The sequence below is a fragment of the Malacoplasma penetrans HF-2 genome (genome assembly GCF_000011225.1).
In the GTDB taxonomy this organism is placed as follows: domain Bacteria; phylum Bacillota_I; class Bacilli_A; order Mycoplasmatales; family Mycoplasmoidaceae; genus Malacoplasma; species Malacoplasma penetrans.
The window spans coordinates 1,002,469-1,021,370 of sequence record NC_004432.1 but is presented as its reverse complement, the minus strand read 5'-3'; the positions used below and the strand labels follow the sequence as shown (position 1 = coordinate 1,021,370).

At 25.8% G+C, this 18,902-nt stretch carries 11 protein-coding genes; all 11 read left to right on the top strand.

Features of this window, described 5'->3' with window-relative positions; translation table 4 throughout:
• The first annotated feature begins 81 nt into the window (after positions 1-81).
• The 11 genes from MYPE_RS03985 to MYPE_RS03935 all read left to right on the top strand — a co-directional run bounded on the left by MYPE_RS03985 (position 82) and on the right by MYPE_RS03935 (position 18,768).
• Complete coding sequence (locus tag MYPE_RS03985) at positions 82-999, top strand: type I phosphomannose isomerase catalytic subunit (protein ID WP_044891292.1); 918 nt, start codon at positions 82-84, stop codon at positions 997-999.
• A gap of 86 nt (positions 1,000-1,085) precedes the next feature.
• Entirely contained in the window at positions 1,086-3,020 is a 1,935-nt protein-coding gene (locus tag MYPE_RS03980; RefSeq protein ID WP_011077592.1) for a PRD domain-containing protein, read from the top strand.
• Positions 3,005-3,268 (top strand): hypothetical protein, encoded by a 264-nt coding sequence (locus tag MYPE_RS03975; RefSeq protein WP_011077591.1) that lies wholly within the window; start codon positions 3,005-3,007, stop codon positions 3,266-3,268. The genes MYPE_RS03980 and MYPE_RS03975 overlap by 16 nt, the downstream gene beginning before the upstream one ends.
• An 89-nt stretch (positions 3,269-3,357) precedes the next feature.
• A complete protein-coding gene (locus tag MYPE_RS03970; protein ID WP_011077590.1) occupies positions 3,358-5,487 on the top strand; it encodes a PTS fructose transporter subunit IIABC in 2,130 nt (709 codons plus the stop codon).
• Positions 5,472-5,783, top strand: coding sequence for a hypothetical protein (locus MYPE_RS03965; RefSeq protein ID WP_044891291.1), 312 nt, complete (start codon positions 5,472-5,474; stop codon positions 5,781-5,783). Before MYPE_RS03970 ends, MYPE_RS03965 begins: the two co-directional genes overlap by 16 nt.
• A 345-nt stretch (positions 5,784-6,128) precedes the next feature.
• Positions 6,129-9,260, top strand: coding sequence for a hypothetical protein (locus tag MYPE_RS03960; RefSeq protein WP_011077589.1), 3,132 nt, complete (start codon positions 6,129-6,131; stop codon positions 9,258-9,260).
• Positions 9,261-9,435: 175 nt separating this feature from the next.
• On the top strand, positions 9,436-10,818 hold the full coding sequence (locus MYPE_RS03955; protein ID WP_011077588.1) for an ATP-binding protein: 1,383 nt from the start codon (positions 9,436-9,438) through the stop codon (positions 10,816-10,818).
• A gap of 75 nt (positions 10,819-10,893) precedes the next feature.
• Positions 10,894-11,631 carry a hypothetical protein gene (locus tag MYPE_RS03950; RefSeq protein ID WP_011077587.1) on the top strand — a complete coding sequence of 246 codons (738 nt, stop codon included), beginning with the start codon at positions 10,894-10,896 and terminating at the stop codon, positions 11,629-11,631.
• Positions 11,632-11,837: 206 nt separating this feature from the next.
• Positions 11,838-12,410 (top strand): hypothetical protein, encoded by a 573-nt coding sequence (locus MYPE_RS03945; RefSeq protein WP_044891290.1) that lies wholly within the window; start codon positions 11,838-11,840, stop codon positions 12,408-12,410.
• Positions 12,411-12,608: 198 nt separating this feature from the next.
• Positions 12,609-15,581 (top strand): MG321/MPN456 family lipoprotein, encoded by a 2,973-nt coding sequence (locus MYPE_RS03940; protein ID WP_011077585.1) that lies wholly within the window; start codon positions 12,609-12,611, stop codon positions 15,579-15,581.
• A gap of 181 nt (positions 15,582-15,762) precedes the next feature.
• On the top strand, positions 15,763-18,768 hold the full coding sequence (locus MYPE_RS03935) for an MG321/MPN456 family lipoprotein (protein ID WP_044891289.1): 3,006 nt from the start codon (positions 15,763-15,765) through the stop codon (positions 18,766-18,768).
• The last annotated feature ends 134 nt before the right edge of the window (positions 18,769-18,902 follow it).

Here is an 18,902-nt window from a genome sequence, read left to right as displayed (position 1 = left end):
GCAAAAGCATTTGTAATTTTTTAATTACTTAATTGCTTTAAATTAGTTAATATAATTTTGTAATTAAGTTCTAGGATGATTATGAATAACACTTTAATATTTTTAAAACCTTATTATGATCAAAAAATTTGAGGTGGTAATAAACTTAAAAAATTTGGTTATGATATTCCGAGTGATAAAACTGGTGAAGCTTGATTAATTAGTGCTTTAAAAGATAAATCTAGTATTGTAATTAATGAAGAATATAAAGGGATGAGTTTTTATGATTTTTTTAATAACTATAGAGACACATTCTTTGGTTCATATACAAATGAGTATCCTTTACTTTCAAAAATTATTGATGCTAATGACAACCTAAGTGTTCAAGTACACCCTGATGATGAATATGCAAAAAATAAGCATAATAAATTAGGAAAAACTGAATGTTGATATATTTTAGATTGTTTAAAAGATTCTTCTATTATCTATGGTCACAAAGCTTTAAGTGTAGAAGAGATGAGTGAAATTATAGCAAAAGATAAATGAGAAGAAACTTTAATAAAAATTCCTGTTAAACCTGATGATTTTTACTATGTTCCATCTGGAACAGTACATGCTATTAACAAAGGGAATTTAATTTTTGAATTACAACAGTCAAGTGATATTACTTATAGATTATTTGATTATCATAGAAAAGAAAGTGATGGTAAAGAAAGAGAATTACATATAGAAGATTCTTTGAATGTAATTAAGTTTCCTTTTGAAATTCCTAGTGGAGAATCAGTTAAGAAAAGAAATGACTTTTTAGTTGATAACAATCTATTTAAACTAAAGAAAATAATTGTTAAAGATCATCAAATAATTAGTCCTCAAAAATTTTGAATGCAAGGAACTGTAATAGAAGGTAATTGTATTATTAATGGCAATGAATGTACTATAGGAACATCTTTTGTTTCTAAATCTAATACAGCATTAGAAATTAAAGGTAAAGCAACTTTATTATTAAGTTGAGTGGATTAATATAAGTATATGTTTTTGTAATTAAGTTATTGTTTCAATCAGGTGCTTAGAAATTATTATATATATTAAATAGAAGTGTAATAAAAATGCAATTAAATAAAAATATCAGAATTTTATTAAATCAGTTTTTAAAGAAAAAAATATTAACTATTAGTGAAATTCAAGATATTTTGAATTTAAAACAAAGATCTTGTTATTTATATATTGAACAGCTAAATGATTGATTAAAAGAATTAAAATTAAAACCAATTGATAGAGATAAAAACCTTAATTATGTTTTTGCTGAAGAAGCAAAAACCATTGAAGAAATATTAGATAAAGATAATATTTATTATTACTCAAACAATGAGAGACAAGATATTATTATTTTTCTACTTTTAATTTATAAAACCGTATCTACAAAAGAATTAAAAAGAATTCTTAATGTTAGTGAAATAACAATAAGAAATGATGTTGCAGAAGTATCTAAAATTTATAAAGGGATATTTGATTTATCATTCCAAAAAAATAATATTCAAATTAAAAAAATAAATGAAATAAATAAAAGATCAATTCTTTGTAAAATAATAAAATCCTCTAATAAATTCATTAATGATTTTTTAAATGAAATAGATTCAAAATTATTTTTATTGCTTTTAAGTTTGCTGGAAGAAAAATGTCTAATAACTATCTCAAATTATTTAAAAGATGTAATCATCAAATTTTTGAAAGCCATTTACTTATCTTTGTTTATAAATCCAGTTAGTCTTGATGGTATCAATTCTTATAATGAAAAAAATTCAAAAATAATTTTTAGAGATTGTAAAACCTTTTCAGAAATAGAAGAACACTTTAATGAATTTTTCTCACAAGAAAAATTTAAAGACATATTTTTAAATTTTAAAGAATGCAAAAATACTGCATTATTTGAGAAAGAAAATGTAAAAGATGAATTCAACTATTTTTGTTATTTCATTTTGTCAGGAAATATAAGTTGAAAAATCAAAAAAATGAAAATTGATAATTATGAAAAAATTTCATCTAGTATAGAAAAGTTGATTGAAAAATTTGAACAAGAAACTTTTGTATACTTGAATAATAAAAATATGGTTATTGAAGATTTAACCAAACACATTGCTTGTGCTTACCATAGAGAAAAAATTAAATTTACTTTTTTATTAGAAAATATTCCAAACTTTATTGTTAAATACAATAATTATTTTTTAGCTATAAAAAAGAATATTTATATAGTTGAACAATTATTGGATGTTAAATTTCAAGATATTGAAATATACTACATCCTTTTACATTTGATATCAAACATTGTTGTAGAGAAGGTTGCAACAGTTAATGTAGCAATTGATTGTAATGATATAAATAGTGTTTATAAATTTTTATATAATGAACTAAATAATCAGATTAAAAATTGTAATTTTTTTGATATAAAGTTTATTCATTCATTAAAAAATATTGATCTGATTTTAACTACAAATTCATCTAAAAATATTTATGAAAATTCAAATATAGAGGTTTTATATATAAATAAATTTTTAGTTTCTCATGATATTGAAATTATTAAAGAAAAAGTTAAAGAAATAATTAGTAAAAAAGAATCCACTAAAGATATTAATAATTTCTATGAAATAGATAATGATACTTCTATAAATAATGTAATAAATATCTTATCTTCACAATTTCTAAATAATTTTATTGATGAAACATATATCAATAATGTTTATAAAAGATTAGAAAATAATATGAATACTGTTAAAGTGAAAGATAATATTGTTGTTTTGCATGCAAACATAAATGAAGGTGTTATTAAAAATGGATATTGTATTTCAGTGGGTATAGTTAAAGGGAAAGAATTCTATTCTTATAAAAATGAAAAAATTAAAATTTTTATTTTTGTGGTTCCAGATTTATTTCTTCAACATATTGAAAATGTCTCAAATTTAATTACTGTATGTTCAAATGTTGATTTAAATTTAGATTCTAAAATAATACTAAAGGAGATTCAAAACAAATGAAAGACACTCTAATAATTATTAAATGTCCATCAGGTTTTATTTTTTCCCAAATAGCTAAAAAGAAAATAGAAGAAACAACAAAATTAAAAACATTAAATTATGAAGTTTTAATGAATCCTTCTTTTGAACAAATTAAAGAAATAAACCAATATAAAAAAATTTACTTAATTACAAATATTAAAAATGATGAATTATGAAAAAGTAAAGATTGAGAAAAAATTGATTTAAATGATTTTATCCAAAATCCCTCAAAGTACTAAATTTAACTTTTTGCAAAGTAAATAGTAAAAAGTTAAATTTATTTTTTATTTTATAAAGCAATAATAAATTTGTAAGGAGGTTGATAATTATGGATATATTTAATAAAAAATATATAAAAACAAACTTAGAAGTTTCTTCAAAAAATGATGCTTTAAAAAAGATATCAAACCTTGCAAAAGAATTAGGAATAATTAGTAGTGTTACTGATGTTACTAATGCACTAAAAGCAAGAGAAGAAGAATCTAGTACTGGTTTTGAAAATGGATTTGCAATACCTCATGCTAGAACAAAATCTATCTTAAAACCTGCAATACTTTTTATAAAATTTAAAAAAGCAATTGATTGAAAATCTTTAGATAAACAATTAACAAGTTGTGCTTTTGTTTTATTAATTCCAGAAGAAGTTAGTTCAGTTCATTTAGATTTCTTATCTAAAATTTCAACTGCACTAATGGATAAAAATTTTGTTAATAAAATTAAAGAAACAAACTCTAAAGATTTAATTTATGAAGAAATAAATAAATACTTTACAACTGAAGATTCTGCAACTAACAATTCAACTGTCAGTGACAATTCACAAAAAAGAATTATTGCTTTAACTGCTTGTCCAGTTGGTGTTGCTCACACTTATTTAGCAGCAGATAAATTAAAAGAAGCTGGTAAATCTAAAAATATTTGAATTAAGGTAGAAACCCATGGAAGTGTTGGGATTAAAAATCAAGCAACTAATGAAGAAATTCAAAAAGCTGATGCAATAATAGTTGCTAGTGATATAGGTCTAGATTTATCAAGATTTAATAATAAAGTATTAATCCAAACACCAATTAAAGAAGCAATTCATAATCCAAGTGAATTAATTGATAAAGCACTGAATTCTAAATCAATTTATAAATCATCAGAAACAAAAACAAATAATTCTCAAAAAGAATTTAATAAAGATGAAAAGAAAAAGATGTCTGTCATGAAACATATTCTGTCTGGAATAAGTTATATGATCCCATTTGTGATTTTAGGTGGTATATGTATTGCTTTATCTGCAGGATTAGGTAAAGCTATATATGGCCAAGATAACTCAGCGCCTCAAGGAGACTTCTTTTACTACCTTAATGAAATTGGTAGTGTTGCATTCACTTTAATGATAGGAGTTTTAGGTGCTTATATTGCTTACTCAATTGCAGGAAGAGCAACACTTGCCCCAGCATTTATAGTTTCAATTGTAGGTAATACACCAAATGCAATATATACATTTGCTGGAATTCAAAATGATGGTGTGGGAATGGGCTTTTTAGGTTCAATATTATTTGGGCTTTTAATAGGTTATACAGTTAAATGAATTAATACATGAAAAATTCCTAAATCAATTTCATCTATCATGCCTATTTTTGTAATTCCTTTAGGTGTTGGTTTATTCTATGGTTTAATAGCAATATTTGTAATTGGTGCTCCAGTTGCATTTGTAATGGGGCAATTTATTAATGCTTTAAAAAGTATTTTTGTTTCAGGTAATACTTCAAATGCAGTAAGTAAAGATATTAGTTTAGGAGTAAGTATTGCAATTGGAATTCTAATAGGAGCAATGGCTGGTTTTGATATGGGTGGACCAATTAATAAAGTAGCTTTCTTAACTTGTACAGCTTTAATTTCTTCTAATGTTAATGAACCTATGGGAATGATGGCTGCAGCTATTCCGGTTGCACCACTTGGAATGGGTTTATGTACAATGATCTTTAGAAATAAATTCAATAAAGAAGAAAAAACAATGGGTATAAGTGCATTTATAATGGGCTTTATTGGTATTAGTGAAGGTGCTATTCCATTTGCAATTTCTGATCCTAAAAGAGCAATTGCATGTAATGTTATAGGAAGTGCAATAACTGGTGGAATTGCTGGTGCTTTAGGTATAACTTGTGCAGCTGCACATGGTGGACCAATAGTTGGAATTTTAGGTGCAGTTAGTAGTAATCAATTTGGATTAGTAGGTGGTATTGGATTATTCTTTGTAACTATTATTATTGGTATGCTAATTACATGTTTCTTATATGGAATAATTAGAAAAAGAGATAAAAATAATAATCAAGAAAATTTTAAAGATGTTTTTAAAATTTTTAAAAGATCTAAAAATGTTAATAAAGCAAATTTATATAAACAAGAAAAACTTTTTAAAAATCAAAAAGTTTTAATCAATAAAACTAGAGGTAATTTATGTTTGAATTTATAAAAAATATATTTAATTCAAAACAGAAAATAATATTTTCAGTACTTATAACATTTTTAGTAATATCTATAATTATAGGAATAACTTTACTAGTAGTAGGAATAGACAACTATAGCAACTTTGTAACTCAATCAAAAGCTATGTTTGAAAATCAAACAAGTGATAATGGGAATTTACCAGATATTACAGCCTTTATATATGGAATATTCTTTTTAGTTATGAGTTTATTATTAGCAATAGCTTCAGCACTATATGGAAATTCATTATTTAATAAAAAATTGAATCTTGAAGAAAACTAATTAATTTGTATGAAGATTTAAAACACTCCAAATTAATGGAGTGTTTTTAAATTGCTGTTATTAAAATTAAATAAAGTGAATATAATTAACAAATTGTTTCAATAAACATACTACATATTTTTTAAGATATTAATTAAGTCATAAAAACCAGAAATAAATTCTTTTTAGTTCTATATATTTACTAAACATAACCACTAATTAAAACAGGGGGGGGCGCTACATTTTGGGTACTTTTTAAGTTAAAATATAAATATTATGAAAAAATAATGTGAATTTAATTAGATATATCCTAATTAAATTCTTTTAAACAAATTTATATTTAATTTGGTTGTAAGGGTAATAAATATGAATAAGAAAAAAATATTATTAGCTTCTGTATTTGCAACATCAGCATTATCAGCAGTTGGTTTTGTTCAACTTGCTAGCACTTCTAATATTTCCAATAACATTTCTAAAACTGATTCTAGTTTAGATGTTACTAGTGCTTCAACAAAAGCAACAGCTAGTGGGTTAAAAAATTTGGCAACAGAAACTCAAAATGCACAAATCTCAATTCCTACAAGTTATTATCAACAAAATAGTTTTAAAAACTTATCTAATGATAATGGACCTATTTTGTTATTTGATGAAGCAAGATCATTTGGTGCAACTGACTGATATGGAAACCCAGCTTGATATATTACTTTAAATTCTGCAAGCGGTCAAAACAATGGATATTATTCTGCTGCATGATTTAGTACATCAACTTCTTCTGCAATTGATTTCACAAAAGCAGGTACTAAAGTAGTTGACTGAGCTTATAACCATAAAACTGATAATTTATATGTATTAACAGATACTCAATATTTAATTATTGTTTCTTCTAAAACTGGAACTATTGTTTCTACAAGTGAAGTGGGGAATAGTGTAGACAAAATTCAAATTATTGATTTTAATAATTCTGTTTATTTGTGAAATAGTAAAACTACTAATCCTCAAGTCTTAACAATTGAACCACAAACAGGTATGGTTAATTCAGCTAAAATTACATCTACTTTTTTGTCTTCTAAACATTTATTTGCTTTGATTCCACTAGATGTTAACTACACAATTGCTGTAACCAGTACTTCACAAGTTACTGATACAAATGGTAATGTAAATTTTTCATTGGATTTTGTTAATGATGATTTGAATCAAATAACTAGTTCTAAAACACAATCTGTATCTTTAACAGGCACTAAAGCTAGTGATATTTATATTAATGGTTTTAAAAGAAATAGTGATTATGTAATTTTTATTCAAAACAAAATTTACAGTGTTTCTTTAAATAAGTCTTTAATGTCTAACTCTACTTTTACAGATTTATTAAGTTCTTCTAATAGTAATTTAGGTGGTTTCTCAATAACTACAGGAAGTATTAACTCTGCATTTATTGATGTAAATAATCAAATTTATTTTAAAACCACAGAATCTAAAGAAGTTAACACAATGTTGGTTTCAAATTCATTTAATAAAATGGATATTCCAACAACTTTAGGAGCAACTTTTGCTGGAAAAGAAGAGAATGCAAAAACAACTCAGATTTTCCCAGTTTTAAGTTCTGCTTCTTCTAGTAGTGACAACTTAATTTCTAGAAGTTATACAGGTTATTTATTAAGTTCTAATGGTTTTATTGGAACAGGATTTTTAAATGGTAGTGTGATTTCAAATCAATTTACTTCACAATCAAGTGCTCCATCTTTCAATGTTTCAAATGCTGGAAGTAGTTCAATTCCAAGTGGTGTAAATAGTACTAACATTACTAAAAACAACACTAGCTTATCTAATGTAACTTTAGAAACTTCAAATGCTATTTTAATTGCTGATGATATTTCAGGAACTCTATATGTAAAAGTTCCTTATACTTTAGTAGGTTCTTGATATGGTAATGGATCTCAAACTTCAGAATTTAACTCAAGAGGTTTCTTAATTGGTAAATTTACATTTACAAATATTCAAACTGCAACAACTTGAGCTTCTAATTTACCTGCTGATATTGCAAGATTAGAACCATCTCAAATTAGTACAGATATTTTAAAAAGAAATGCAACTTCAATTGTTTCTATTCCATCAAGTGTATTGGCATTACAAAATAGTAATTTAAATATAAACTTTGCTATTGTTACTAAAAATGACAATGCTGGACAAATTACTCTAAAAGCTACTGTTACTTATAAAAATGCATATGGTTCAATTGTTAGTTATGCAATGGCTAATGATAAACAATATACTGTTAAAAAAGCAGCTGCAACTTATGCTTTTGCATTTGCTGGTCAAACAGATGCAGATAAACCAAAAGTAGATAAATCTAGTTCTAGTATTACTGATTTATTAGCAGAAGCTCAAAGTGTTTTAACAAATGGTTCTGAAAAATTCTTAACAGTAGATGTTGGGACATTAGAAGGAAATTTAACTCAATATGCTAATGTATTACCATCATTATGAAATCCAAATTCAGTAAACGATTACTTTATTACTACTAAAGATAAGTATCCAAATAATCCTACTATTACATTATTCCCAGATGATGAAAATGGAAATATTGTGATTGTAGTTCAATATAACAACTTGTCTAACAATACTCCTAGTAAATTTGCTATTAGATATACTGGAATTACAAACTATGCTAAAAGTAGTGTTAGATTCCAAGGTTCTAGAAAAACAGATTTATTAACACCTTCTGGAACTTCTCCATTCCCTTCTGAACAAAACAATATTTTAGATGTAACTACAGTTAGTGGTTTTTCTGATTATGGTACAAAATTAGTTTCTGATGTAAGTCCAAATGAATTCTCTACTTTATATAGTTCAAACTTAATTAACTATATGGGATTCACTCCTGAAGTTACTTTTGTTCAAGAACAAAATGGAAGTGAAGGTACTACAACATATGATAGTGAATATGGTTCATTCTTATTAAAAATAGATTTTAGTAAATCAGTTTCTAGTAACTTATTAAATGCAAAAGATGAATATATTCCATTCTCTGAAACTCCTTTTGCTAACCAATTAGGTTTAAAAGATGGTGTAATTTATCAAAGATATGCAGGGTTGTTACCAATTGGAAGCACATATAATATTTCAATTGATAGAAACAGCACTAGCTATAGATCATTAATTGCTAACAATAATGTTAATGCTGCACTATCTTCAACAGATATATTGAGTATCTTAACTATTAATGGATATGATAGTTCACAAGGTGACACTATTACAATCTTTGACTATAGATGAAATGGTGAAACATTTGAGTTTACTGTTTACGCAAAATCAAGCACATATGATTCTATTAGTACTACCCAAACTTTTGGAGTTAGCTGAAGTCCAAAATTTGCAAGTATTAGAAACATGAGTTTATCAGTTGCGGTAATTACAAGTGTGGTTGGAATTACTTTAGTTTCTTTAGCAATTGCTTTATATATAGTTAGAAGAAATAAAATTAGAAGATTATTAAAATAGTTTTAATAATTTATTAATCAAAATGTGAGATAAGAAATTCTTGTCTCACATTTTTTGTTTAGTAAGTTTTGAATAGTATTAAGATATTTAAAAAAGGATTAAATTAAATATTATTACTCAGAAATTTTGACTCAAAAAAATTGAGTAAAAACTTAAAGTTGTAAAAAAGGTTTTTATGTTTGTAGGAAGAGAAAAGGAATTAATAGATTTGAAAAAATGTTATCAATCTGAAAAGTTTGAAAACATTTTAATTACAGGTAGAAGAGGAATAGGGAAAAGTACATTTGTAATAGAATCATTAAAAGATTTTGATGGATATAAGATTTATTATCAATGTATTAACCAAGATATAAAAACTAATTTAAAATGTTTTTCTGAATTAGTTTTTTCAGCATTAGATAGTTTCATTAAAGATAGTAATACACTTGACACTTTTGAATCATTATTGGAATTAATTTTTGAAATTGGGATTAATCATAAAATTTTATTAATAATTGATGAATACCTTTATCTACAAAATGATATGCCCTCAATTGATAGTATTTTACAAAGAGTTATTGATAAGTATCATAGGGAGTCAAAATTAAAACTAGTCATAATGGGTTCTAATGTAACTGCTATGAATCAACTAAACTATTATAGTGCTCCACTATATGGAAGGTTTACTTATAAGATTATTTTAAGTGACTTGGATTATTTGCATGCTAGCAAATTTTATAGCAACTATTCATTAGAAGACAAAGTTAAAGCTTACTCAGTATTTGGTGGCAATCCTTTTTATTTATCATGGATTAATCCAAACTTAACAATTGAAGAAAATATTATAGAGAAAATATTAAATAATAATTATTTGATAGAAACACCATTAAATGTGTATTCAAATGAGATCAAAAATTTACCAGCAACTAATACTATTTTTACTCAAATCAGTAATGATAACCATAAATACATTGATTTGATTAATACTACAGTCTCTTCATCTAATCTACCTAATATTTTAAACCCACTATTTGATATGGGTTTAATCACAAAAGAATTTCCTATCAACATGCTTAATAATGATAAAAAAATATTTTATTATTTAGAAGATAATTTCTTAGATTTTTATTATCACTATATCCATTTAAAAGATTTCAAATTATTAAATGGTCAACACAAAGCTTTTTTCAACAACTATATAAAAGAAGATTTGGAAAAGTTTTTTATTCCCAAAAAATTTGAAAAAATTGCAAAACAAGCTTTGATTTTAATGAATTTTAAAGATAAATTACCAAGCCCATTTTTTAATATTGGTAAGTACTGATATGATGATCCAAATAAAATAGTTAATGCAGAATTTGATGTAGTATATAAAGACATTAAAGATTTATATTACTTTTATGAAGTTAAATATACAAATAAACCAATTGATGAAAAGGTAGTTAATCACATGATTTCTCAATTAGATAAATTAAATGAAAAAGATTATAAGTTGGGTTTTGTAAGTAAGTCTGGATTTGATTTAAAAGATAAAAAAGATTATGTGCTAATAGATTTAAATGATTTATATAGTTTGTAAATTCTTTAATAATTTTCTTGAATTAATTTAATAACTTTTTGCATTTGTAATAATCTTAATTTAAGAGGATAAACTATGGGAATGTTTAATGAAAATAATTCTATTAACTTTGATGAAAAATATATAAGAGGAGATAAGGAACAAAAAGAATTTATAGAAAGATATATTTTTAAAAGTGTTCACAAACATAAAGTAATAGCTGACAAAGAAATGAAGAGTTTTTCAGGTGCAGTAATTACAGATGTTTTTTATGTTTTTTTACTTGAAGATAAAACAGACAAAAAAATTAAGAATTTTATTTTTGGTAAAGATAGTTTTAAATCTTTAGTAGAAAAATATGGCTTAGATCCTAAGAGTGTTGTTAGATTTTATGAAAACCCATTAGAAAGTGCAAAAAGAAGATTTTTTGGTATTGGTAAGAAACATAGAACTAAAAATGAAATAAGATCTAATGGTGAAAATATAGAAGAACTAAAGTGACATGAAGCTGCAAAGCAATTATATAATTTGATTGAATTAATCATATTGCATTGGGAAGATAAAGGATTATATAAGGGCAATGTTTCTCCTTTATATATGCAGCGTGATCATATAATTACTTATTATTATTGTGCTCCTTATCCAAAAATAATTAGAAAAACTATAAATACATTTTCAAAGGGTAATGAGAAAACAGTTAAAGAAATGATAGATAACCTTTCTAAAAAGAATCCTAACTTTAAAAAAGAGTATTCTGATTTTAGTAAACTAAAAGAAATCATTACAAAATATAATGAGCAGAATCTTGAAAAACCAATACTAGATATTTTTTAAAAAGAAAGAATTTAAAAGCAAAAGTTTTACATAAACTTTGCTTTTTTCATTTTATTAGTGTTTAATAGATTTAATTATTATTCATAAACAGGAAAAACAATTTTAGTAAAGTTAACAATTAAATAACTTTTATAAGGATGAGGTTTTTACAAATATAAAAAGAATAATATAATAAAAACTAAATATTAAGAAGGATGAGATTTATTATGAATAAAATATCTAAAAGAATATCTTTATTAATAATAAATTCTGTTTTAAGTATTAAAGCAGGAATGGTTTTTCTTGTCTTTAGTAATGAAATTAAAAATTCTTCTATTATCAACATTCCTAGTATTAACAGAATTAAAACACCAAGTGAAATTATTTCATTTGAATATTGTAACCATAATACAAATCTTTATATGACTACCCAACCTATTATTTTTCTAGGTAATAAAATTACAACTTTTGATTGATGTGCTATCAAATCTTGAGATAAATATCTATCTGATATTATTTGCATGGAAGATAAATACACTAGTGAAACTTTGGATTATAAAAAACAGATTATTATAATTTCAATTTTAGGTTTCTTAATTTGAAAAAATAAAATAAAAACGCTTTTGGATATGTGTACCTTAATAGGAAAAATAAAAGATCAAATTAATATTAATTTTGATATTAATGTTGTAATGAAGTTTACTATTTTGTATCAGTACTATCTTATGTTTACATTGGGTAAATTAAAATTACAAGATTCAATTTCATTATTAAAACATTCAACAATTTATCTAATTTAATAAATTAATAAATAATAAATACAAAAATTATTTTTAATTTCCAAATAGTGTTTTTAGAAAATAAAAACTATATTTTGTTTTATTAACAAATTATTTATCAAAATATCTTTTCATTTGTTTTTATATAAATTAGTCATTTAGTTTAGTATACTTAAATTTAATAAAAAATTTTTTTACAAAGTAACAAAGGAGGTTAACATGAAAAGAAATAAATTTTTTAAACTAGCAAGCTCATCAATTTTAGGTGTAGCTATAACAATTGGTATATCTTCTTGTAGTTTGCCATATAAAAGTAATGGAGTGTTTCAAACCTATAATTCTACAGATCTTTTAGCAGATAATAATAGTCCATTGAATAATTCTTTCAATAACTCTCCAATAAGCACATATGCTCAATCAATTTTAAATAACTTAACTACTTATCAAACAGTTGGTGATTTTTCATTTAGTAGCAACGGAGGAGATGATGAGACTACTAAAGACTTTTTAACTTTAGATGGTGCAAAAGCTGTATTGGTTTTCAAAGATCAAAACACAGCAGAGAGAATTGATAATTTATTGAAAGATAAAGGCTTTGATATAACTACTAATACTGCAGTAACAGAAGATGCATATAAAAATGTTATGAGTTCTTTAAAAACTGATACAAAAAGTTTGGAGAATTCTGCTACTAGTAGTGGTTCTAGTTCATCGGGGTCATCTTCATCAACAACTTCAGAATTAAAAGAAGGTACAGATTACTGAGTTTTTCAGAGAAGTTTAGGTGCTCTTCAATTTCAAAATGGATTAGATAAAGAGGCATGAGATCCTGCTAATACAAATAACACAAGTAATGGACAACCAAGTGAATTAACAATCACTTCTCAGACTGACTACTATAAAGATGCGATTTCTTCAGGAACTGTATACCAATTTATTATTGACACAGACAATAAATGAGTTGATAGTAAAGGAAATGTTAGACAATCAGTTTCAAGTAAAGACTATGAAAGATCAATTGAATCTTATAGTTTAGCAGCAGATCTAGGGTACAACAGAAATGGATATTTCTTAAGTTTAATTGGTTTAAATTTTGATAAAACACTGGACTATACAGACAATAATGGAGGCACATCTTCATATAGAGATAATAATGGTGTAATGAATTGAGAAAATTTTGACACTACAAATTGAGCTAACAAAAATGATAGTATTTTCACATTATATATAGATACTCCATATCCATATACCTTTGGTTTAATTTCAAAAGAATACTTCTCAGCTTTACCACATACAAATCCAGAGGTTGTTTCAATTAACTTAAAGAGTGGTTCACCAATTTCTTATGTAAAACTTGGTAACACATATTCAATTGACCAGAGTCTAACTGATTGAACTAGAATTTATGGTTCTGGTGGTCTTGGAGAATTTTCAAAAGATGTGTGATATTCAGGTTCTTACTACATCTCAGCATTCACTTCAGCTAACTTAATCTTTGAATTAAATAATGTTTATATGAACACAGTTGGTAAAGATTTATTAGATTCAGAAACTGGTAGTGCTAAAACAAAAACTTCTAAAGAGTCAAAAGTTAAAACTATATCAGTAGTATTTGGTAGTGGTAATGATGACACTTACTATGAATTATTTAAATCAAAACAAAATGATTTTTTAAGTGCTGTCCCATCTAATAAAATGAGTGATGCTGCAAGTTTATTTAAAGACAATGGATTAGTTCCTAAAAAGATTGTTCAATCAACTAGATCTAATTATATGGCATATACTCCAAACCCTTATGTTGTTTCATCAAATGGTGCAGTTACTGAAAATCAATTCTTAGGTAATATGGCTAAATTCTTATATCAATGAAATAATCAGGATGCATATACCATTAGAGCTGGGATTGCTGGGTTAGTAAATTGATACCAATTAAGTTTAATTAATTTACCAATTTCAGGTGATTTCCAATTAAGTGCAACTCCATATGGTGTATTTAGTGGGTACTATGAACAAATTGAAAAAGGCAATATGTTTGGTGCTTTACCTAGAAATCTAAGTGAATATACTTCATCAAATGAAAGGGTTTTATCTAGTGGCTTTACATTACCTTATTATGAATACACAACTAGTGGAATCAATATAAAAAACATCAATGTTAACAAATCTACTTTTATTGATGCTTTAAGAAAATATGGAGCTACAACAAGCAATCCATTAAACTTCTCTATTAAGTTTGGTGAAAGTTCTTTCTCTACAAATTATCAAAACTTTTTAAATGCTATGAAAAATGTTATTGAGGATTTAAGTGATAATTTAATAAGAGTAACTATAGTACAGAGATTAGCAAATACTCCAAGTGCTACAGTTTGATATAATAATCAATCTTCACCACTAGGATTTAGTTACTGATCTCCAGATTATAATGGTGTTGGTACTTGAGTAGAAGCTGATACTACTATTGAAACTAAAACTATTGGTGGCCAATCAGTTGAAGGTGCTCCTTCAACTAATGCACATAATAGTTTCAATACTTTCCTATCAAGTATGGTAACAGCAGTTAAGAAAATGAATGCTAATTATAATAATGGCACAACTAGTGGTACAACTACAACACCAGGTAAATATACTGTTTCAACACTAGAAACAACAAATGATCCTTTTAAAGATGATAAAAGAATACAAGCTGCTTTTAGTAATACAGCATTAGAAGATATGAAAATTGCATTAAAAACTAATTCTACTACTAGTGGTACAACTACATATGATGAAACTTATGCTGCTACAACTAGTGTAAGTCCAGGTAATAGATATGGTTTATTAGCAATTGGATTACTAAACAAATTAATTGCAAATGGTGTAATAGATCAAGCTAAATTCGCTGATTATGTAACTAATCCATCAAAACTTCTTTATAGTAAAGAAAGACCTTCAACTTATTCTGAAGTTTGGGTTGGTGGAGATGTAATTAAATCAGGTAAATCACAAGAATTCTCTAAATGATTAGGTGTATATGCTGGTGAAGATGTTCTTTATGCATTGTATGAAAACACAGTATTAGATAGTGATTACAGTTTTATTCCAAGATCTGAATCTGGTGTAACAGATAAAATCTATTCATTAGTTAATCCTAACTATACAGCTAGAGTTGGTACACAAGGTACAAACTATAGAGATTTTGGATGAAAAAAATAATTCAAACATTTAATTTTTAAAAAAACAAAAACAAATTAATGACTTTTAACAAAGTTTATTAATTTGTTTTTTGTATTATTTATATTCAAAGTAAGTTATACTTAAACTTGATTAAAAAATCATAAAAACTAAAAAACTAAAATTTAATACAAAAATGACATTAGAAATTAAGGAGTCTAAAATGAAAAAAAGTAAGTTTTTTAAGTTTGCTAGTGCTTCTGTTTTAGGAACAGCAGTAACAGTTGGTTTAACTTCTTGTAATGTACCATACCAAAATAGTGGTGTTTTTCAAACTTATACTGCTACAGATTTACTAGAGAATAACAACAGTCCTTTAAATAGTGCATTCAGCAATTCTCCTATTAGTACATATGCTGAATCTATTTTATATAATTTAGTGACTTATCAAACTGTAGGTAATTTTTCTTTTAGTTCTAATAACACTACAAATAGTACTACTAGTGATTATTTAAAATTAGATGCAGCTAAAGCAGTTTTCATTTTCAAAGATGATACAACTGCTACTGCAATTAATAATTATTTAACATCTAAGCACTCAGATTTTGATTTGACAAAACTAGGTAGTTTAAGTAATGATTCATATGAAAAAATTCTTGAAGAATTAAAAGTTGAAGAATTAGATACAAATGGAAGCACATCTAGTGGTCAATCTTCTAGTTCTACAAAATTCAAAGAAGGAACTGACTATTGAGTTTTTCAAAGAAAAGATGGTGCTTTACAATTTCAAAATGGAATTGGTAATACTCCTTGAGACCCAAGAAAAAATAGTAGCTCTAATTCACAATCTAGAATTACTGCAGAAACTCAACCTAATGAAGTAACTGTAAATTCTCAAACAGAATATTATAAAAATGCAATTTCAAATGGAACTGTATACCAATTTATTGTTGATACAGATAATAGTTGAGTAGATAGCAAAGGGAATGTAAAACAAACTGTATCTAGTAAAGATTTTGAAAGAGCAATTGAAATCTATAATTTAGCAGCTAGCTTAAATTACAACAGAAATGGATATTTCTTAGATTTAATTGGTTTAGATTTCAATAAAACTGCAGGATATACAAGCACATCAAATTCAAGTACTTATTCTTATCAAGAAACAGATAGTGAAGGACACACTTATATAAAGTGAGAAAACTATAATGTGAACAACTTTAAAAACTTGAATGACAGTGTTTTTACATTTTATATAACAGAAGCTTATCCTTATACTTTTGGAATGTTAACAAAAGAATATTTTGCAGCATTACCAAACACTAATCAAAAAATAAAAAACATCCATTTACAAAGTGGGACTCCAATTGATTATGATGTAAATGATGGTAGTTATGCTATTAATCAAAGTGACACTAATTGATCTAGGATTTATGGTTCAGGTGGACTAGGTGAATTTACTCAAGATGTATGATTTGCAGGTGCTTACTATATTTCAGCATTTACTTCAGCTAACTTAATTTTTCAATTAAATAATACATATATGGAAAGTGCTGGCAAAGATTTATTAGATTCTTCTACTGGAAGCACAAATAAAACTAGTAGAGAATCTAGAATTAAAACAATTTCAGTTTCACATGGTAGTGGTACAACAGATACTTTCTATGAATTATTTAAATCTAAACAAAATGATTTCTTAGCTGCTGTTTCATCAGATAAAATGAGTGAAGCTGCTGGATTATTTAAAGGCAGAGGTTTAACTCCTAGAAAAGTTGTACAAGCTAGCCAATCAAACTATATAACATATACTCCAAGTGCCTATGTAATGTCTGGAACTTCAGTTATTAAAAATGAATACTTAGGAAATATGGCAGATTTCATTTATCAATGAAACTCAGAAGATTCTTATACTATAAGAGCAGCAATTTCAGGATTAGTTAATTGAAAAAACTTAAGTTCTGTTAATTTGCCTTCTTCTGGTGATTTCCAATTAAGTGCTACTCCTTATGGAGTGTTTAATGGATATTATGAACAAGTAGCTGCTGGGAATTTATATGGTGGTTTACCAAGAACATACACAACTTACACTAGTACAACAAATGATATGTTAGGAGACTTTACTATTCCTTACTATACTTATAGTTCTAGTTCTTCTGGAAGTAGCAGCAATAATTCTGGGGTTACAGTAAAACAACTAACAATTAGTCAATCTTCGCTGCAAACAGCATTAACTAATTTTGGAGCAACAAGAAACAACCCTCTAGAATTTTCTATTAAATTTGGTGAAACTTTTACTTCAAATTACCAAAATTATTTAAATAGAGTTAAACAAACTATAGAAAGACTTAGTGGTGGTTTAATTAGAGTTTCATTAATTCAAAGATTAGCCACAACTCCTTCTGCCAGTGATTGATTCAATAAACAATCTTCTCCATTGGGGTTTAGTTACTGAAGTCCTGACTATAATGGTGTTGGAACTTGAATTGAAGCTGACACTACTATTCAAAGTTCTAAAATTGGAGAAACAACTGTTGAAGCAATTCCTGCAACAAATGCTCATAATTCATATTTAACATTCTTATCCAGTATGGTGTCTGCTGTTAAAGTTATGGGTGCAACATGGGATAGTAGTTCAACACCTAACAAATATACAGTTACTTCTACAACAAATGGCACAACTAGAAATTTAAGTACTAATAATACTTTTGATAGTGATACAAGAATTGCTACAGCTTTTAAGAATGATACTTTAAGTGCCATGGGAATTTCTCTTTCTGCTGCTTCATCAACTCCTTCTTCATATGATATTAGTAATATTACAGATTCATCAATGTCTGCAGGGAATAGATATGGATTGCTAGCAATTGGATTATTAAATAAATTAATTGAAAATGATGTTATAGATCAATCTAAATTCCAAGAATATGTAAATGATCCTTCTAAACTGAACACAAAAACTAGTGCTCCTACTAATTACAATGAATTATATATAGGCAATGATGTTATTAAAGCGGGTGCTTCTGGATATTTCTCTAAATGAATTGGTGTTTATGCAGGTGAGGGAACTGCACAAGCATTATATGAAACAACAGTATTAGATAGTGATTACAGTTTCTTGCCAAGATCTGAATCTGGATTAACTGATATTATTTATTCTTTAGTAAATCCAAACTATACTGCAAGAATTGGTACTCAATCAACAAACTATAGAGATTTTGGTTGAAATAATTAATAAAACAAATACTTTTTTAAAGATTAATTAGAATTAACTAATTAATCTTTTTTTATTTTTCCAAGATTTTAATAATTAATTTAATAGTCAATTAGTCTAAAACTGTTTTATTATTAAAAAATAAATAGTTAGGT